This is a genomic window from Campylobacter concisus, assembly GCF_002913045.1.
GTDB classification, from domain to species: domain Bacteria; phylum Campylobacterota; class Campylobacteria; order Campylobacterales; family Campylobacteraceae; genus Campylobacter_A; species Campylobacter_A concisus_AP.
The window spans coordinates 1-18347 of sequence record NZ_PPAF01000035.1 but is presented as its reverse complement, the minus strand read 5'-3'; the positions used below and the strand labels follow the sequence as shown (position 1 = coordinate 18347).

Here is an 18347-nt window from a genome sequence, read left to right as displayed (position 1 = left end):
CCTTTTACCTTTTTATTAACAAGCCTAGACTTGAACTTTTTGGTACGAATTATACATCAAGAAATATTAAATATATTTTAAATATCTTATGACAAAAAAATAATTTTTATATAGTTTTAGAAAAACGCCTTAAATTCTCGGGAATTTTCCTTAGATATTCATCAAAACACATTGCAATATTTCGTATTATCAGTGTTCCAGTTTCATTTACACTGATTTTATCTGCTGTAACATTGACAAATTCACTTAAATTTTTAAGCTCCTCAAGCTCTTCCTTAAAGTGTTCAAAGAAATTTATATGAAATTCATTCTCGATAGCTTTGATATCAAGCCCAAAATTACTCATTAAGTTCATAATCACACTCTTTCTAAGCAAATCTTCATCACTTAGATAAATTCCCTTTGCATATGGCAACTTCCCACTATCGATCGCCTTTTCATACTCGTCCATGTCTTTATGATTTTGTGCGTAGTGCCTTTTGCACTCACCGATACTTGTCACGCCTATACCAATAAGATCAGCGCCACCCTTTGTCGTATAACCTTGAAAATTTCTATGCAAAGTACCATTTGCCAGAGCACCAAAAAGCTCATCATTTGGCTTTGCAAAGTGATCCATTCCTATCATTTTATAGCCATTTTTAGTTAAAAACTCAGCTGTAAATTTTAAAATTTCAAGCTTCACTTCAGGATTTGGCAATGTGGTTTCATCAAATTTACGCATTGATTTTTTTATCCATGGCACATGAGCGTAGTTAAATACCGCAAGCCTATCAGGATCAAGAGTGAGGGCTAATTCAAGCGTCTTTTTAAAGCTATCTAGGCTTTGATACGGCAGGCCATAGATTAGGTCCATATTGATTGATTTTATGCCCTTCTCTCTAGCCATTTTTACAGCATTTTGAGTGATCTCATAGGGCTGAATTCTATGAATTTCTTTTTGCACCTTTTCGTCAAAATCTTGCACGCCGTAGCTTATGCGGTTAAAGCCATGAGATATGAGCACGTCAAGCTGTTCATTTGTCAAAAATCTCGGATCTATCTCACAGCTTATCTCAGCCTCTTTTGAGAAATTTTTAAATTTAGCTTTGATAAGTTTGATGATCTCATCAAGCTGAGCGGCATTATAAAATGTTGGTGTACCGCCACCAAAGTGCATCTGTAAGACCTCGGCGCTAGTGTCCAAGTGGTGAGCTAAAATTTCAAGCTCTTTTTCTATATATCTTATATATTTCTCTTTGCGGTCCTCTTTGCTCGTGTAGATGACGTTACAGCCACAAAAATAGCAAGCGCTCCTGCAAAATGGCAAGTGCAAATAAAGCGAAAGCGATCGATTCAGATCACGATTTTCAAGCTCTTTTATATAAGCTTCATAGCCAAATTTATCACTAAACTCTGGTGCTGTCGGATAGCTAGTATATCTTGGCCCTGGCCTTGAATACTTCACATAAGCACTAAAATCAATCATCTGCCCTACTCCTTGCCATTTGAATCACCTCTTTTATGTCTACAAATAAATTTGGGTGCTCTTTTTTGATATTTTTTACCAGCTTGTCAAGATCAATATTAAATTGTCTGCTTTTTTTATTGCTTGCGATCTTTTTTATCTCATCCATAGCAACCACCCAAACATCACTAAAATCAACCGGTATATTTTGCCAGATCGTCTTTTCAAGCCTTAGATCAAAATTTTCTTTTTGAGACTCTTTTAAGGCCTCGATCAAAGCCGAAAGCGATTTTACAGAGATTACCGTGTGTAAATTTTGATTTTCATCAATACCAAACCACGGCTCTTTTGAGTCCCAAGAGCCACTTTTTAAATTTAAAATATGCTCATTTGGATTTTTGGTTGAAACTATCTCAAAGATCGTCTTTTCAGGGCTACTCAGCCCAAGGTTATTACCGATCTCATCTATCTCATCATATATATTTTTCTCTTTGCTCATCTTCTTCTCTCATCAAGCCAGACCATCACGCCTTTTTGGGCATGAAGTCTGTTTTCAGCCTCGCTAAAAATTTCATCCGCGTGCCTTTCAAAGATCACCTCGCTCACCTCGTAGCCTCTGTAAGCTGGCAAGCAGTGCAAAAATATCGCATCTTTTTTAGCTAGGCTCATCAAATTTTCATCCACGCAGTATCCAGCAAAGTCTTTTAGCCTCTTTTCTTTCTCAGCCTCTTGCCCCATCGATACCCAAGTATCTGTAGTCACTACATCGGCACCATTTACCGCTTCTTTTATATCATTTGTGATAAAAATTTTCGCACCTGAAATTTTTGCGTTTTCATTAGCCATTTTTAAAATTTCTGCATCCACCTCGTAGCCTTTTGGCGTAGCGACTCTTAGCTCAAGGCCAAGTTTGCTAGCTAGCATGAGCCACGAGTGAGTCATGTTGTTGCCATCTCCTACGTATGCGACCTTCTCTCCTGCGCTAAATTCAAGCATAGTTAGATAGTCTGCCATTAGCTGCACTGGGTGAAATTTATCGCTTAAGCCGTTTATCACTGGCACGCTTGAAAATTTAGCAAATTCTTCTAGCGTCTCGTGCCTATCAACCCTTAGCATAGCCATGTCACACATCCTGCTTATAACCCTAGCGGTGTCACGTATAGGCTCGCCGCGACCTATTTGTATATCATTTTTGCTTAAAAATAGCGCATATCCACCAAGCTCATGCATGCCCACATCAAAGCTTACTCTCGTTCTAGTCGAGCTTTTTTCAAATATCATCGCAAGCTTTTGGTCTTTAAGATATGGCTTAAATTCTCTAGCTTTTGCCTCTTTTTTGATCTTGCGGGCTAAATTTATCATCTGCTCGATTTCATCTTTGCTAAAGTCATTTAACGTTAAAAAGTGCCTCATCTTAGCCCCTTAAAATTTTGGCTGCTTCTTTTGCGTGATAGGTGATGATTAAATTTGCCCCTGCTCTTTTAAAACCGATCAAAGTCTCCATCATGACGCGCTCGTAGTCGATGATGCCAGCTTTTGCACCAGCTTTTAGCAGTGCGTATTCGCCGCTTACGTTATAGACACAAAGTGGCAGAAGTGTTAAATTTCTTAGCTCTCTAACGATATCAAGATAGGCAAGCGCTGGCTTTACCATCAAGATATCAGCGCCTTGCGCCTCGTCCTGCAAGCTCTCATTTATAGCTTCCAAGCGGTTTGCGCTGTCCATTTGGTAGCTCTTTCTATCGCCAAAGCTTGGTGCACTTTGCGCCACGTCACGAAAAGGTCCGTAGTAGGCTGAGGCAAATTTAGTCGAGTACGCCATCACTGGTAAATTCTCAAAGCCATTGCTATCAAGCGTCTCTCTCAGCGTTGCGATGATGCCATCCATCATGCCACTTGGTGCGATCATGTCGGCGCCATTTTGAGCGTGTATCAAGGCTTGTTTAGCTGAAATTTCAAGTGTGACATCGTTGTCGATGGTGTTATGTACGTGGTCAATTATGCCGCAGTGGCCGTGGTCTGTGTACTCGCAAAAGCAAAGATCGGTGACGACTACTAAATTTGGAAATTTATCTTTTATGGCTCTAAGTGCGATTGCGATGATGCCGTCATTACTTAGTGCGTCGCTGCCAACGCTATCTTTTAGGCTTGGTATGCCAAATAAAATGATCGATTTTATGCCTAAATTTACTATCTCTTCGCACTCTTTTAAAATTTCATCGATACTCATTTGATAAACGCCTGGCATCGAAGAAATTTCATTTTTAACGCCTTTACCCTCGACTACAAAGAGCGGATAGATGAAGTCATTTACGCTAAGGCTAGTCTCTCGCACCATGTCTCTTAGGGCTGGATTTATTCTTAATCTTCTAAAACGTTTAAACATATTTTTGCCTTTTCTTTGTTAAAATGCGTGATTTTTAGCTAGTTTAGCACAGTTGGAGTAAATTTAAAATGAAAATAGAAATTTCAAACGCTGCAAATCTACCATCAAGATTTGGCACTTATAAGGTTCAAGCCTTCAAAGAAGGGGCCAAAGAGCACCTAGTGATCTACAAAGAGCCTTTAAGCGAGGTGGTAAATCTTAGAATTCACTCCGAATGCCTAACTGGCGATGCGATCGGAAGCCTAAAGTGCGACTGCCGCGACCAGCTTGAAGCGAGCCTAAAATATATCGAAGAAAATGGCGGCATGGTCATCTACTTGCGTCAAGAGGGCAGAAATATCGGGCTTTTAAACAAAATAAACGCTTACAGCCTCCAAGACAAGGGCCTTGACACGATAGAAGCCAATCACCAGCTAGGTTTTAAGGCTGATGAGAGGACTTACGAAGTGGTTGATTTTATCTTAAATCACTACGGCATAAAAGAGGTAAATTTACTCACAAATAACCCTTTAAAACTTCATGGACTAAGCTCAGTAAAGATCGTAAAACGCGTGCCTATCGTCATAAAACCAAATAAATTTAATAAAGGCTACTTGAAGGTCAAAAAAGAGCAAATGGGACACATCTTGTGATGAAAAATGAGCTTTGCTTGCCAGCTGAATTTAACGAAAAAGTAAAGGCTTACGCTCAAATTTTTGCTAAATTTAACAAAGTTCATAGCTTAAGCAATTATAAAGACATAAGCGAGCAGGTGCTTGATAGCATAAAACCGCTTGAAATTTTTGATCTAAGTGTTAAAACGGCGATCGATGTGGGTAGCGGAGCCGGCTTTCCAGCGATATTTTTAGCCCTTGCGATGCCTCAAACGAAGTGGCACCTTTTTGAACCGATATCCAAAAAGTCATCATTTCTAAGCTTCGTTAAAATCGAGCTTAGCTTGCAAAATTTAGAAGTTCATAGCCAAAAGATAGAGCTTGCAGATAAATTTACGGCTGATCTTATCACCTCAAGGGCTCTTAGCAAGACAAAAGAGCTTATAAAAATTTGCGATGGTTTTTACGATGAGAATACTAAATTTCTCATCTATAAAGGCTCTAGTGTCATGGATGAAATTTCAGGCATAGACGCGCAAATTTACAATGAAAAAAACAGAAACTACATATATTTTAATTTCAAAAAACATGGAGAAAAACATTGAAATACTTGCTTTTTGTAGCGATTTTGGTTGCGATTTACATCATATTTTTTAAAAATAGAAAAAATAGCGACAAGATAAGCACCAGTAACTTCGAAGAGTGCAGCAAATGCGGTGTCTTTAGCGACATCGATCAAATGGTATTAAGAGACGGAAAATATATCTGCAAAGAGTGTATAAAGGGTGAGAGATGAAAATTTTGGGTGATGAGCTGATCAAATTTGAGCCACTATTTCTTTGCAAAAGCGAAGATGAAATTTCAAACGGTAGGCAAAATCTCTTTAAATTTGATAGAAATTTGATAAAAAGAGCGCTAGAAGCTGAAGCAAACTTTAGCATCATCGCAAATGACATAAACGAAGCTATCATCGCAAACGCCGCTGGAGCAAAATTTATTATCGCAGATATTGACATTGCAAAAGATCTAGCAAAGATAGCTGAGAGTTATCTATTTGACGCACTTATAGCTGTTTTGATAAAAGATGAAAGCGAGCTAGCACAGCTTGCAAAATTTAACATAGACGCAGTGATCTTGCCAAATGCTATAAAAGAATAAGGACAAAAATGGAAATTTTTAAAACTGCTTTTTTAATGGTTACTTTAATGCTGATTTTTATCGCTGTTGGCGGATATATTGGCGGTGAGCATGGCATGATGATCGCCTTTTTGATAGCAACTGGCACAAATATCTTTTCATATTTTTTTAGTGATACTCTGGTGCTTAAAAGATATAACGCTATCCCAGTCGATGAGAGTAACGCTCACGGGCTTTACGAGATCGTATCTCGTCTCACACAAAAGGCAAATTTGCCTATGCCAAAAATTTACATCATACCAGAAGAGGTACCAAATGCCTTTGCCACGGGCAGAAACCCAAGCCATGCAGCCGTTGCAGTAACCGAGGGGCTTTTAAAAATTTTAAATGAAAACGAGATCGAGGGTGTGCTAGCTCACGAGCTAAGCCACGTAAGGCATTACGACATCCTAACTGGCTCAATCGCTGCCATACTAGCTGGCGCTATCGCAATGCTTGCAAATTTTGCTAAGATTGGTGGTATTGCTGGGCAAAGCAGCGGTTCAAGAAGAGGTGGCGGTAATGCCATCGTTATGCTAGCACTTGCTATACTCATGCCAATAGCTGCCACAATCATCCAAATGGCGATCTCAAGGGAGCGCGAGTACAAGGCGGACAAAGGCGCAGCCTATCTAACAGGACACCCAGAGTGGCTTGCAAGCGCTCTAAGAAAGCTTGAGAGCTACTCAAATTCTTACGTTATTCAAAACGCAAGCGAGCAAAGTGCTCATATGTTTATCGTAAATCCATTTGGCTCGCTAACTAACAAGCTTGGCGTACTTTTTAGAACGCATCCAAGCACTAGCGATAGGATTGCTGAGCTTGAAAGACTTGAACAAGAGATAAAAAGAGGCATGTAAAAATTTAGTCCTTAGTTAAATTTGGGCTAAATTTCTTCTTTTTACCATCTTTTTTGGCTTTAAATTTAGACATTTACAAGAAATTTTAAATTTTATGAGCGAGTAATTTCGGATCTGATTTTAGTGGCAAACTTTTTCGAGGCCTAAAATCAGTAGTCGATTCTTGTAAGTAAATAGAATTTTAAAATTGTAAAGGATAAAATTTTCAACCAAAAAACCGAAATTTAGCCCCAAATTTCACTGCAATATCTTACAGTCACGGTCTTCTATGGTGTATTCAAAGATTAGTTCGCCGTTTTCTGAGTAGAAAATTTCATCCAAGCTAACGCCGATGCTTAGCATATTTAAGATTTCTTTATCCTTGCAGGCAGTTCTTAAATTCTCTTTTTTTATAGCCTCGATAAATTCCAAAAGCTCTTTCTCTTCAAGCCTTTTGATCTCTTGCTTTCTTGCATGTTTGACAGCATATCTATAAATGAGCGTATCGCCGACATTTAAGATATCATTAAGTATCAGTGTTGGCGTGCAGATAAATGGAAGCTTTTTTTTGTAGTAAGTTGCATGATTTTTCGCTGCCATATCTGGCGTAATAGCGAGGGCAAGCGAGTAAAAAAACAGTAAAAAAATGACTACTCGCAACTACTTTTATCCAAATTTATATCAAAAAAATGCCTACCCTCAAAGCTGTAACTACCACTTAGCGTGATGCCACGATTTAGCACAGCTCTAGCCATACCCGAGTTACAAAGCGCATCTTTTCCATTTTTATAAAACTCATCTTTTAAAGCCAAAATTTGAGCCTTGTTGTAGCCTTTTATCCTCTTTGTCTTGGTCTCGTTTAAAACAAACTCACCGTGTATGTTTAGCCCGCTACTACTCACATCTTTTAGCGTAATCATCTCATCGACTCTGCTTGGCAAATTTGGCTTTGCAGTTTGGACGACAAAAGCTGGGATCTGCTTAGTATCAAGCTGATTTAATATCTGCTCATAAATTTTAAACTCACTCTCTTGCACGCCAAAAGCAAGGCTAGCAAGAGCTAATAAAACGATCTTTTTCACATATTGCCTTTATATAAATTTTCTAGTAATGTTTGGCGAGAGTTTTACTAAAATGTCATAACTTATAGTATCAAAAAATTTCGCCCAAATATTTGCATCCTCAAAGACACAGACCCATTCGCCGCTATCTTTACAGCTAAAGCTATCCATAGAAATTTTGCCTAGTATTGGCTCGTTATTGGCAAGTCTTAGCTCGCCACATCCATTGTATCTTAGCAATCCATCGCCATATCCAAGATCATAAGTGGCTACATTTATATCTTCTTTTGCGCTAAATTTAGCACCATATCCAACACCTTGACCACTTTTTAAAATGCGCCTGCTAACTCTTCTTGCCCATAGTGAAAGTACTGGCTTTAAGTCCAAACTATCACCAAACTGAGCGTATCCATACTGAGCGATGCCAACACGCACCATATCATCATCGATTTTACTTGCTCTTTCAAGCGCAGCTGAGTTGTGAGAGTGAAAGATCGGTTTTTTTATACCAAACTCATCGCAAAGAACTAAAATTTTCTCTTTTGCTACCCTAAAATTTTCTCTTTGCACAAAATAATCAGCATTTAGCTCATCACTTGCACGAAAATGAGTATAAGCTCCAAGAAGATCTAAATTTCTTCTTGTTAAAATTTCAAAGGCGTAATCAAGCTCGCTAATATCAAGCCCATTTCTATGCATACCAGTGTCAATTGCAAGATTGATTTTTGAGCCATCTTTTATCTTTAAAAGTGCCTCTATGTCGTTTATCGCATAGATAAATTTGCTGCTTTCATTTCCAGTTGGGATATGTGAGAGAATGAGAATATTTTCAAATATGTCAGAAATTTCTTCTGCCTCAAACTCGCTTTTTACAGCACAAATTTCTATGCCAAATTTTTTAGCCTCACTAGCAATAAGCCTTGCGCCATGGCCATAAGCATTGTCTTTTAATACAACTATTACTTTCTCTTTGCCACCAGCTTTAGCACAAATTTGAGTGAGGTTATGGATATATGAAGCTTTATTTAGGCGTATTTCAGACATTAAAATTCACATTAAAGGCAGTATAAACATCCGGTAAAAGTTTTCTTACGTTGTAGTCAAACGCATAAAATTTAGCGTAAATTTCTTTCAGATCAGCCTCTTTTACTTTGCTAAAATCAAAAACATCAGTACCATCTTTCTTTGGAACTTGGCGGTCAAGCTCAGCAAAAAAAGCAGCTCTTGCCTCTAAAATTTTCTCAATTTTTTCTTTTACTTCTTGAGATTTTTCCACTTTTACTCCTCTATAAAAATTTTCATATCATCGTTATAAAGCTTCACATAAAGCGTCTTTTGCCCAGCAAATTTGTGCGTATCTGAAACATAATCCTCATAAAAACTCACACGAAAAAGCCTATCGTTTTTAAGATTCGGATAAGGCGTGATGAGAAAATTTGAAAAACTAATGCGTTTTTTCTCTTTTTTAGAAAAAATAGCCCGCTTCATACTTTTAAATTTTTCCAAGCTCATACCATCGTATCGCTCAAAGTTTTTATCGTAAAATTTAAGATAGTTTTCAATGTCGCTCTCACTCCAGGTCTTTTTCCAGCCCAAAAGTCCAGAAATGATCACTGCAATATCTTTTGCGCTAGCTTCTGGACGCTTATCTTCGTAGATAAATGCAAGTGTTTTTTTGTGATCCACTACATCATCAAATTTCATCAAAGTATCATTTTGCATAGCCACGCAGCCTTTTGTTTTTAGCTCGTCTGTCCTTTGACCATCAAGCGGGTAGCCATGTATCCAAATGCCACCACCATTTCGCTTTGCAAGTTTATCAAGTAAATTTGGATATGAAAGCGAAAATGCAAGTGGGCCAAGATATCTATCATTTGGCGTAAATCTACGTGTAAGCTGATACACTCCAACTGGTGTTTTTAGATCGCCTTCAAGAAGCTTATCACCATTTTTGCCAACTATAACGCTTGAGCTAAAAAGCTTTTTTGTAATGCCGCCATTATAAGAGATCACTTCAAGCTTCTTTTTAGTTTTATCAACTACACTCAGAAGTATCTCATTGTCATAATACCCATATCTTACATCCTTGCCCTCAAGCTTTTTTAGCCAGTAATCCTTACTTAAAATATTTTTTTCGATGGCATCAATAACAGCAGCTGAGCCATTTTTTAAGTAAATTTCTTCGTAATTTTGGGCAAAAAGACAAGGCGATAACGCGATGAAGAAAAATATAATTTTTTGCAAGTGAAATATCCCAAAAAGTAAAATTTAGTCCGTAATTATATCCTAAAAAATTTATATTTTTAGATTTTAAAGGTAAATTAAGTAGTTCTAAATGTATAATGTGAAAACCATTATTAATTTTATCACAAAGGAAAAATATGAAAAAAATCGTTTTTGGTGCGATGCTTGCAGCTTCTGCTCTTATGGCGGCTGATATCAGCCTAGAAAATGTTAGAGCTAGAGATACAAAACCTGGCACAAACAATAGTGCAATTTTTATGAATATAAAAAATGCTTCAAATTCTGATGTAAAGCTTATTGGCGCTCACTCAAGCGTTTGTAAAAGTACAGAAATTCATACACACAAAATGAATGATGGTATGATGGCTATGGTTCAAATCGAAGATGCAGTGATCCCAAAAAATGGCGAAACAAAACTAGCTCCTGGCGGTTTACACATTATGCTTATGGATCTAAATAAACCATTAAAAGATGGTGATAAAGTTGATTTAGAGCTAAAATTTAGCAATGGCGAGAGCATAAAGCTTGATAATATCGGAGTAACTAAAAACTTTAAATAATGAAAAAAATCATAATTATTTTTTCATTTATCTTTATTGTTTTAGGTACTTTTTCGATAGGCTATAAGCTTATGACAACAAGCAAGGAAGATCCACCTGAATTTGCCGATGTAAACACATCGCTAGATCCTTTAAAATGTGATCTAAACAATAAATCTTGCGAGATGGAATTTAAAGGCGTAAAGCTAAAAATAGACATCTCGCCAAGACCTATTTATGCTATGAGGCCTTTTAGCTTTAAAATCATTAATGGTAAAAATTTAGGGCTAAAAAATCCTAGTCTTGAGATAGACGGCATAAATATGAATATGGGATCAATCAAAGCAAGACTTGAGCCAAGAGGCGATAACTTAACTGCTCAAGTAGTGCTAAGTGCTTGCGTTGTCGAGCTTATGAGATATCGATTTAAAGTGCTTGATGACGAAAAAGAAACTGGTTTTTTTGTAGATCTTGATCTAAAATTATAGAGGGTAACGATGAAAAAGGCATTTTGGGGCTTAATAATAATCTTAATTTGTATAGGTGTTGCACTTTTGCTAATAAAGCCAAACAAGTATGATTTTAAGGCACTTTCACAAAATGGTGAAGTAAGTCTTAAAAATTACGACGGAAAGTACAAAGTTATATATTTTGGTTATCTTTTTTGCCCCGATGTCTGCCCTACTGCGCTCTCTTTGATTGGCGATGAACTAAATAAACTAAAAAGAGATGACTTTGAGTTACTTTTTATTACACTTGATCCTGAACGCGATACTCCTGAAAATTTAACTCTAATGGCAAAAAATTTCTATAAAGATGCTGATGGATTAAAACTAAATGCTTTAAAAGAAGTGGCAAAAACCTATGGTGTAAAATTTCAAAAAGTCCGTCTTGAAAACTCAGCCATGGGCTACTCTGTTGCCCACAGCTCTTCAATATACTTAATAGACAAAAAAGGAAATTTTTATAAAGAAATTTCAAATCTAACAAATGAAAACATTGGAGAAAATTTATTAAATTTGATCAAAGATAGACCTTAGGCTAGAAAATTTAGTAAGCCAAAACTAGCCTACTAAAATTGTTTATACAAGCATCATCTTAAGATCTTCTAAACTAAAATTTAATTCACTTGCTATACTTTTGATTTTAATGCTTGCTGAGTGATTTTTTCACCCAAAATCTATTAACCCTTGAACATAAATTTAATCTACAAGCTAAACAAAGTTGATTAAATATAAGCACAGTACTAGCAACGAATTTATTAAGAAGATCTGTACGAAAGGTAGGCTTTTGCACTATAATTTTTTAATTATGATGCAAAAGCCAAAAATTTAGTTTTACTATTTCACTCTATGATGCACACTGCCGCCATAAGTAATATCCTCTGCCTTTACCTCATCACTTGTTAAAATTTCACTTATATTGCCATTTTCTTCTAGCTTTTTCCTATTTTCTTCGGCATCTTCTTGATAGCTATAAACCATCGCAACGCTCACTACTCCGCTGATAGCTTCTATCTTTTTAAAATTTTTTATCTCATCTTCAATGCTATCTGAGCTAACTACCACTACGATTCTATCGTCTGCGTCAGTTATTATTTCACACTCTTTTAGCTTTTTTATTTCGTTTTTTACACTTTCATTTTTATTATCCGTATAAACTATCAAACTTGAAATATTCATTTAATTCTCCAAAATAAAATTTTATTCTCATAGGCTGAAGTTACGACTTCGTTATCGCTTATAAAAACTATGCTATTTATCGTACTTTGTCCAGTTTTTAGCATTGCGATATTTTCTAAGCTTTTGCTATCAACTAAATTTACATCGCTCATCTCATCACTCATATAAGCTGCCACTCTACCATCATCGCTAAGGCCGACACCATAGACCAAAAAGCCAGTATTTATCTTTTTTAGGCTTCCAGCAGAAAATATCCCCACGATCCTATCGGTGCCTCCGCTGATCATGACGCCATTTTTATATGAGATGTCGTAGATATTATCTGTATGAATATCTAAAATTTGATCCATTTTTTTAGCTTTTATGTTATAAAAGTAGACCTTCCCACTCTCGCAAGCGATAGCTAGCGTGCTTCTATCTTCATTTATCTCCATATCTGAAAGCATTGCAATTGAAATTTTAAAGCTATCATAAATTTCGCCACTTTTTAAGTTTAAAAAGTAAATTTCATTGCTAATTGAAGCAAACGCAACATGCTCATTATCTAAAAATAATGCCTTTTTTATCGCTTGATTATCCACTTTTATGCTTCTCATCTGCCCATTTTCTCTTAGATGAAGCACCTTTGTAGCATAATCACCTTCGCTAAGTATAAGAGTTTTGCCATCAATTTCATCAATACTTAAAATTTTTGGTCTTTCGTGATCACTAACGTAGGTTTTTATATCATCCATCTTAATGATCTCTTCAAATTTAGACTCTTTAGGATCATAAATTTCAACCGTCCCTCCATCAGTCGCGATAAAGAGTTTGCCATTTATTAGCGTTGTGCTTAGCACATTTGCACTAGCCTCTATTTGCTTGTATGGAGTGGTGATCTCGCTTGCAAAGATAAAATTTAATAGACAAAAAATAAAAAACAAAGCTCTCATAAGGCCTCCATTTGAAGTGAATTTTTAAAGCAAACATCAAAGCAGTCGCCGCAACTTACGCAGTTTTGATTAACAATAGGACGAAAAACGCCAAGAAATTCGACTGCTTTAAATTTGCAAGCATCAAGGCAGTTGTAGCAGATCGTATCGTTCCACGCTAGGCAGCTAGAAACATCGATGCTAACTTTTGCATTTATACTCTTTGGTGAGTTTAAGCTTAATGTCTTTTTACCAAGACTCTCACAAGCCTTTGCGCACTCTTCGCAAAAGTCACAGCCCAGCTTTTTAACTTTAAAAACTACCCTTTCATTTTCAAAGCTAAGAAGCTCTTTTTCACAAGCATTTACGCAGCTAGCATCGCATCCACCGCAGTCAAACTCTCCGCTAAAAAATGGTGGAGTTATAAATTTGGGAGCAGATTTTGCCCCCAAAATTTTACTAAAAAGCTCTCGCCTACTTTGCATTATTTAACACCATCGTTTAAAACATCTAGCAAGTTTGACTTATGAGTGCCGTTTTTATCTCTAAAATCAGGTTTAAATTTATTGCCAACAAGCTGCGTTACGCCATTTTGTTGCTCAACGTGACATGTTGTGCAGTTATATCTTTCATCATCAAGCTTGCCTGCAAGATCTTTTTTATTTCTGATGTCATAAAGGTGAGATGATGGTATCGGTGTTGCTCCACTATCTTTTGCAAACTCAGGCATATGGCAGGTTACGCACATATTCATATCTTTTGTGATAGGCACTAAACCCTCAGTATCGTGTGGGATAAATGGCGGTGCATTTTCAAAAGACCTATCAAATTTCTTTGACATACCAGCTGGCTCTTTTGTGTAGTTCACATCTTTTAATACAACGTCTTTATCGTCTAGCAAATCGATATTTCTAAAGCCGATTTGCGAATCACTAATACTTGGATTATTAAAAGCACATGCCGCAAAAAACGCAGCGCACAATCCTCCAAGCATCATTATTTTTATTTTCATTTTTCTCTCCTTAAATTTCTAATACTAAATTTCAATGCCCCGTCTCCACAAACATCAATGCACCTGCCACAGCTTATGCACTCGCTTGAGCTAACCGAGCGGCTCTCTTTACCGATCATGTCAAGCACTTGCATCTCTGGGCAAATAAGCTTGCATTTCATGCATTTTGTGCAAGCCTGGGCGTCATGTTTTACTCTAATTAGGGCAAATTTTGAGATGATGGCGTAAAAGGCACCAAGTGGACAAACATGCGAACAAATACCACGCTTTAGCACAAACATATCAAAAGCAATGATCGCAACCGCTATGCCTAAAGCACTAGCTGAGCCGTAAATAACGCCACGCTGAATAATGCCAATATAGCTAACGCTCTCAAATACTGGATAAGATAAAGCAAGGCTTAATATAAGAGCAAGAGCCAGCAAGTAATAACGTAAATTTTTACTCACATTTAAGACCTTCTCACCCTTAAAGCCAAATTTCTCTCTTAGTTTAAAAGCGATATCGGTTAGTAAATTTATTGGGCATATCCACGAACAAAACGCTCTTGGAGCAACTAGCGCGTAAAACACCAAGATAATGCTAGCTCCAATAATTGCGTTTATGCCAGCACTAAAGCTTGCAAGTAAAATTTGAACCAAAGCAAATGGATCGCTTAATGGAATTTTTCCAAAAAGCAAAGATGAGCTTAAATTTCCGCTAAGTATCTTAACTCCGTAAAAATTTCCTAGAATAAATAGTGCTAGGATAGAAATTTGAGTTATTCGTCTTAAGATTAAAAATTTCATAGCTCACCACCATTTAGATAATCAGTCGCTTTTTTAATGTCAAGCTTTATTTTGCTGTCTGCATCGTCTATGCGTCTTTCATCTTCTTTGACCCAGCCTTTGACGTAGTTATCGCCTACTTTTCCAAGCACCGCGTCACGGTTTAGCACGGTAATGGCTGCTTTTTTGGTGATACAGGCTCGCTCACATAAACCACATCCGGTGCAAATGTCGCTATCGACCACTGGAAGTAAAAACGCATGCTTTTGCGTCCTTTCGTTGCGGCGATACTCTAGATATAAAGCCTTATCCAGAAGTGGACAGGCTCTATAACAAGCATCACACTGTATGCCCCAGTATGCCACGCAGTTTTTCATATCGACCACTGCAACGCCCATTTTGGCCTTATTTATGTCAAGCTTGCCTTTTGTGCTTACTAAATTTACGTCCAAAGCTCCAGTCGGACAGGCTGGCACACAAGGGATATTTTCACACATATAGCAAGGAATTTTTCTAGGCTCAAAATAAGGCGTTCCAATGCTTATGCCATCTTCTAGCGATGAGAGCTTTAGCGTATCAAATGGGCAAGCCTCTACGCAAAGCCCGCACCTAATGCAGCTTTGTAAAAATTGCTTCTCTTCTTTCGCACCAGGAGGCCTAAGAAGCATAAGTGGCGAGGCTTTGGCACTAAGCGACCAAACAAAGCCTCCGCCAAGAGCCAAAAGCGCTACTTTTGCTCCAAATTTTAAAGCCTCTCGCCTACTTGAAAATCCCATATCGCTCACCTATGCTTTGTAAATTTTAACCGCACACTTTTTATAATCAGTCTCTTTTGAGATTGGGCAAGTAGCGTCAAGACATACTTTATTTATATATACGTTTTCATCAAAGAAAGGCACATAAACAAGACCTACTGGCGGCTTATTTCTACCTTTTAGATCAACTCTTGCTTTTACCTTGCCACGGCGTGATTCGACCCAAACGATCTCATTTTGCATTACGCCAAGATTTTTAGCATCATCTTCATGCATATAGCAAAGCGCCTCTGGAACAGCTCTATAAAGTTCAGGAACACGCATAGTCATCGTACCTGTATGCCAGTGCTCTAGAACACGGCCAGTACATAGCCAGAATGGATACTCCTTGCTTGGCATCTCGCATGGATCCATATAAGGGCGGAAGAAAATTTTTGCTTTATTTGCAAGAGATGTTTTATCTTTATTTGTAACGCCTTTTAGATCACCTGTTGGAAGTGCTGCATTTTTGTTGCCATAAAATGCAAATTTCTCATTTGGAGCAGCTTTTTTAGCGTATGGGTCAAATTTAGTATTAAATCTCCACTGAGTCTCTTTACCATCAACTACTGGCCATCTAAGACCTCTTACCTTATGGTATGTGTCAAAATCGGCTAGGTCGTGACCATGTCCAACGCCAAATTTTCTATACTCTTCCCAAAGATATTTGTGAACGAAAAATCCATATCCTTTAAATTCTTTGCCATCTGAACCGATCACTTTTCTGCTATCGCCAAATACTTCTGTATTGTCGTAGTTTTCCATAATAGGATCGTTTGCGCTAAATTTCTTAGCCTCTTCGTTAGCAAAAAGTACATCAAATAGTGTATCTTCTTCGCTATACCCCATAGCTTTTGCAGCATCGAGTACATTTGGAAGTGTAACTTTGTCATTTACTTTTTTCTCACCCCAAACATCTTTTAGCTTAAAGCGCTTACTAAACTCCATCATTTGCCAAATATCAGGCATCGCTTCACCTACAGGAAGTACTTGCTGTCTCCAGTGTTGCGTTCTTCTCTCAGCGTTACCGTAAGCACCCCATTTTTCATAGATCATCGCAGTTGGAAGAATAAGGTCGGCTACTTTTGCAGAAATTCCTGGATAAGGATCACTGACAACGATGAAGTTATCCATCTCACGAGCCGCTTTTATCCAGTGGTTTGCGTTTGCAGTATTTTGCCATGGGTTGTTTACTTGAACCCAGATAAATTTAACCTTACCATCTTCAAGATCACGCATCATTTTTACGTAGTGAGAAGCGAGAACACCACTTAGTGTTCCGGCAGGAAGTTTCCAAATTTTTTCAGTTATCTCTCTATGTTTTGGATTCTCAATAACCATGTCAGCTGGCAAGCGGTGAACAAATGTTCCAACCTCTCTTGCTGTACCGCACGCACTTGGTTGACCAGTTAGAGAAAACGCTCCTGAACCTGGAAGTGCTTGTTTGCCGAGCAAGAAGTGAACCATATAAGCTTGCTCATTTACCCATGTACCACGTTGGTGTTGGTTAAAGCCCATCGTCCAGAAACTAACAACTTTGCGGTTTTTCTCTATATAAAGATCAGCAAGTGCTTTTAGTTTTGCTTTAAACTCATTAATGTCTTCGTTAGGATCGCCTTTTGCCACCTTTGCTGTAAAGTCAAGCGTGTAAGGCGCAAGAGCTTTTTTAAACTCTTCAAATGTTATTTGCCAATGTGCGCCAGCTTTTGCAGCATTTTTATTTTCTAGTGTATCACCAGCTTTTAGTCCAAGATATGCAAGTGTAACACCCTCAGCCTCACTTACCACCTTTGACTTCTCAGTAGCAGCAGTGTCTAGCTCACTTGGAGCATATTTTTTATGATTAATGTCTGTGCGAAGACCATATCCGATATCGGCTGGACCAGTTGTAAATACGCAGTGTTTTTTAACAAATTCTTCATCAATCATCTCTGGGTGGTTATAAACTATCTCACGAGCAATGTAGTTCCAGATAGCAAGGTCAGATGATGGAGCAAAAATAATCTCGATGTCAGCTAGGTTTGAAGTTCTAGTTGAATATGTGCTTAAATTTACTACCTTTACTTTATCAGGATCGCTAAGCTTTCTATCGCTCACGCGTGCCCAAAGGATTGGGTGCATTTCAGCCATGTTTGCACCCCAAGCTACAATAGTATCTGTAAGTTCAATGTCATCAAAACAGCCTGATGGCTCGTCTATACCAAATGTTTGCATGAAACCAACAACTGCACTTGCCATACAGTGTCTTGCATTTGGATCAATACTGTTGCTTCTAAAGCCGCCTTTTATAAGCTTAACAGCAGCGTAACCTTCTGGAATAGTATATTGACCAGAACCTAAAACTCCGATACCATGAGGTCCTAGCTCATCATATGCTTTTCTAAACTGAGCCTCCATAACGTCAAATGCTTGCTTCCAGCTTACTTGCTTAAATTTACCTTTTTTATCAAATTCGCCTTTTTCATTTACACGTAAAAGCGGATGAGTGATCCTATCCTCGCCGTACATGATCTTAGCATTAAAATAGCCTTTAATGCAGTTTAGACCACGATTTACAGGTGCTTCTGGGTCACCTTTTACGGCTACTATCTTGCCCTCTTTGGTTGCGACCATGATGCCACATCCAGTTCCGCAAAATCTACAGGCAGCTTTGTCCCAACGCCAGCCTTTTTCTGCTTCACTTGCTGCACTTAGCGAGCTTGGCACAGCTATACCAGCACTTGCGCAAGCAGCACTAGCTGCGGCACTCTTTATGAATTCTCGTCGATTCATTCTTTCTCCTTTAAAGATTTAAAACAAATTTAATTGATATTAACCTTGCTAAACTTATTTACAACTGATTGACATTTACAAAAATTTCAAAAAACTTAAAACAAAAGTGTAAAAATTTTTCTAC

24 protein-coding genes are annotated in these 18347 nt (G+C 37.7%); 8 read left to right on the top strand and 16 right to left on the bottom strand.

All coding sequences use genetic code 11. The features are described from left to right. Positions 1-106 precede the first annotated feature (106 nt). Genes hemN through hemB form a run of 4 tightly spaced genes read right to left on the bottom strand, consistent with a single transcriptional unit; the run spans position 107 to position 3833 of the window. The gene (gene hemN, locus CYP43_RS04030; RefSeq protein ID WP_103582587.1) at positions 107-1468 is read right to left on the bottom strand and encodes an oxygen-independent coproporphyrinogen III oxidase; all 1362 of its coding nucleotides are present in this window, start codon (positions 1466-1468) and stop codon (positions 107-109) included. Further along, entirely contained in the window at positions 1461-1946 is a 486-nt protein-coding gene (locus CYP43_RS04025) for a DUF2603 domain-containing protein (RefSeq protein ID WP_103582586.1), read from the bottom strand. The genes hemN and CYP43_RS04025 overlap by 8 nt, the downstream gene beginning before the upstream one ends. Then, the gene (argF, locus tag CYP43_RS04020) at positions 1943-2860 is read right to left on the bottom strand and encodes an ornithine carbamoyltransferase (RefSeq protein ID WP_103582585.1); all 918 of its coding nucleotides are present in this window, start codon (positions 2858-2860) and stop codon (positions 1943-1945) included. The genes CYP43_RS04025 and argF overlap by 4 nt, the downstream gene beginning before the upstream one ends. Before the next feature lies 1 nt (position 2861). Continuing rightward, positions 2862-3833: a porphobilinogen synthase gene (gene hemB / locus CYP43_RS04015; RefSeq protein ID WP_103582584.1), complete on the bottom strand. Its 972-nt coding sequence runs from the start codon at positions 3831-3833 to the stop codon at positions 2862-2864. Positions 3834-3901: 68 nt separating this feature from the next. On the opposite strand from hemB, the gene ribA reads away from it, so the two are divergent. From ribA to htpX, 5 genes are read left to right on the top strand one after another with little or no spacing between them, the layout of a single operon-like run. Then, positions 3902-4465 (top strand): GTP cyclohydrolase II, encoded by a 564-nt coding sequence (gene ribA, locus CYP43_RS04010; protein ID WP_103582583.1) that lies wholly within the window; start codon positions 3902-3904, stop codon positions 4463-4465. After that, complete coding sequence (rsmG, locus tag CYP43_RS04005; protein ID WP_103582582.1) at positions 4465-5031, top strand: 16S rRNA (guanine(527)-N(7))-methyltransferase RsmG; 567 nt, start codon at positions 4465-4467, stop codon at positions 5029-5031. Before ribA ends, rsmG begins: the two co-directional genes overlap by 1 nt. Beyond that, complete coding sequence (locus CYP43_RS04000) at positions 5028-5222, top strand: hypothetical protein (RefSeq protein WP_084108385.1); 195 nt, start codon at positions 5028-5030, stop codon at positions 5220-5222. Before rsmG ends, CYP43_RS04000 begins: the two co-directional genes overlap by 4 nt. Next, complete coding sequence (locus tag CYP43_RS03995) at positions 5219-5584, top strand: hypothetical protein (RefSeq protein ID WP_103582581.1); 366 nt, start codon at positions 5219-5221, stop codon at positions 5582-5584. The genes CYP43_RS04000 and CYP43_RS03995 overlap by 4 nt, the downstream gene beginning before the upstream one ends. 8 nt (positions 5585-5592) lie before the next feature. After that, complete coding sequence (gene htpX, locus CYP43_RS03990) at positions 5593-6462, top strand: zinc metalloprotease HtpX (protein ID WP_103582580.1); 870 nt, start codon at positions 5593-5595, stop codon at positions 6460-6462. A 237-nt stretch (positions 6463-6699) separates the two neighbouring features. On the opposite strand, the gene CYP43_RS03985 is transcribed toward htpX, so the two are convergent. The 5 genes from CYP43_RS03985 to CYP43_RS03965 are packed head-to-tail and all read right to left on the bottom strand — an operon-like array spanning position 6700 to position 9746. After that, positions 6700-7101 carry a flagellar protein FlaH gene (locus tag CYP43_RS03985; protein WP_103582579.1) on the bottom strand — a complete coding sequence of 134 codons (402 nt, stop codon included), beginning with the start codon at positions 7099-7101 and terminating at the stop codon, positions 6700-6702. Then, the gene (locus tag CYP43_RS03980; RefSeq protein WP_103582578.1) at positions 7092-7523 is read right to left on the bottom strand and encodes a peptide deformylase; all 432 of its coding nucleotides are present in this window, start codon (positions 7521-7523) and stop codon (positions 7092-7094) included. Before CYP43_RS03980 ends, CYP43_RS03985 begins: the two co-directional genes overlap by 10 nt. Positions 7524-7532: 9 nt before the next feature. Continuing rightward, positions 7533-8546 carry an alanine racemase gene (locus tag CYP43_RS03975; RefSeq protein ID WP_103582577.1) on the bottom strand — a complete coding sequence of 338 codons (1014 nt, stop codon included), beginning with the start codon at positions 8544-8546 and terminating at the stop codon, positions 7533-7535. Beyond that, positions 8539-8778 (bottom strand): CmeU family protein, encoded by a 240-nt coding sequence (gene cmeU / locus CYP43_RS03970; protein ID WP_021091016.1) that lies wholly within the window; start codon positions 8776-8778, stop codon positions 8539-8541. The genes CYP43_RS03975 and cmeU overlap by 8 nt, the downstream gene beginning before the upstream one ends. 2 nt (positions 8779-8780) lie before the next feature. After that, positions 8781-9746: a L,D-transpeptidase family protein gene (locus CYP43_RS03965; RefSeq protein ID WP_103582576.1), complete on the bottom strand. Its 966-nt coding sequence runs from the start codon at positions 9744-9746 to the stop codon at positions 8781-8783. Positions 9747-9883: 137 nt separating this feature from the next. On the opposite strand from CYP43_RS03965, the gene CYP43_RS03960 reads away from it, so the two are divergent. From CYP43_RS03960 to CYP43_RS03950, 3 genes are read left to right on the top strand one after another with little or no spacing between them, the layout of a single operon-like run. After that, positions 9884-10306: a copper chaperone PCu(A)C gene (locus tag CYP43_RS03960; RefSeq protein WP_054196384.1), complete on the top strand. Its 423-nt coding sequence runs from the start codon at positions 9884-9886 to the stop codon at positions 10304-10306. Next, on the top strand, positions 10306-10773 hold the full coding sequence (locus CYP43_RS03955) for a hypothetical protein (protein WP_103582575.1): 468 nt from the start codon (positions 10306-10308) through the stop codon (positions 10771-10773). The genes CYP43_RS03960 and CYP43_RS03955 overlap by 1 nt, the downstream gene beginning before the upstream one ends. 9 nt (positions 10774-10782) lie before the next feature. Further along, positions 10783-11325, top strand: coding sequence for an SCO family protein (locus CYP43_RS03950; protein ID WP_054196383.1), 543 nt, complete (start codon positions 10783-10785; stop codon positions 11323-11325). A 300-nt stretch (positions 11326-11625) separates the two neighbouring features. Here the strand turns inward: CYP43_RS03950 and CYP43_RS03945 are convergent, their stop codons facing one another. The 7 genes from CYP43_RS03945 to napA are packed head-to-tail and all read right to left on the bottom strand — an operon-like array spanning position 11626 to position 18223. Beyond that, complete coding sequence (locus CYP43_RS03945) at positions 11626-11967, bottom strand: chaperone NapD (protein ID WP_103582574.1); 342 nt, start codon at positions 11965-11967, stop codon at positions 11626-11628. Beyond that, positions 11964-12899, bottom strand: coding sequence for a WD40 repeat domain-containing protein (locus CYP43_RS03940; RefSeq protein ID WP_103582573.1), 936 nt, complete (start codon positions 12897-12899; stop codon positions 11964-11966). The genes CYP43_RS03945 and CYP43_RS03940 overlap by 4 nt, the downstream gene beginning before the upstream one ends. After that, positions 12896-13363 (bottom strand): 4Fe-4S ferredoxin, encoded by a 468-nt coding sequence (locus tag CYP43_RS03935; RefSeq protein WP_103582572.1) that lies wholly within the window; start codon positions 13361-13363, stop codon positions 12896-12898. Before CYP43_RS03935 ends, CYP43_RS03940 begins: the two co-directional genes overlap by 4 nt. Further along, on the bottom strand, positions 13363-13890 hold the full coding sequence (locus CYP43_RS03930) for a nitrate reductase cytochrome c-type subunit (RefSeq protein ID WP_087576815.1): 528 nt from the start codon (positions 13888-13890) through the stop codon (positions 13363-13365). Before CYP43_RS03930 ends, CYP43_RS03935 begins: the two co-directional genes overlap by 1 nt. Continuing rightward, positions 13887-14678, bottom strand: coding sequence for a quinol dehydrogenase ferredoxin subunit NapH (napH, locus tag CYP43_RS03925; RefSeq protein WP_103582571.1), 792 nt, complete (start codon positions 14676-14678; stop codon positions 13887-13889). The genes CYP43_RS03930 and napH overlap by 4 nt, the downstream gene beginning before the upstream one ends. Further along, the gene (gene napG / locus CYP43_RS03920) at positions 14675-15433 is read right to left on the bottom strand and encodes a ferredoxin-type protein NapG (protein ID WP_103582570.1); all 759 of its coding nucleotides are present in this window, start codon (positions 15431-15433) and stop codon (positions 14675-14677) included. The genes napH and napG overlap by 4 nt, the downstream gene beginning before the upstream one ends. A 9-nt stretch (positions 15434-15442) precedes the next feature. Beyond that, positions 15443-18223 (bottom strand): nitrate reductase catalytic subunit NapA, encoded by a 2781-nt coding sequence (napA, locus tag CYP43_RS03915; protein ID WP_103582569.1) that lies wholly within the window; start codon positions 18221-18223, stop codon positions 15443-15445. Positions 18224-18347 lie beyond the last annotated feature (124 nt).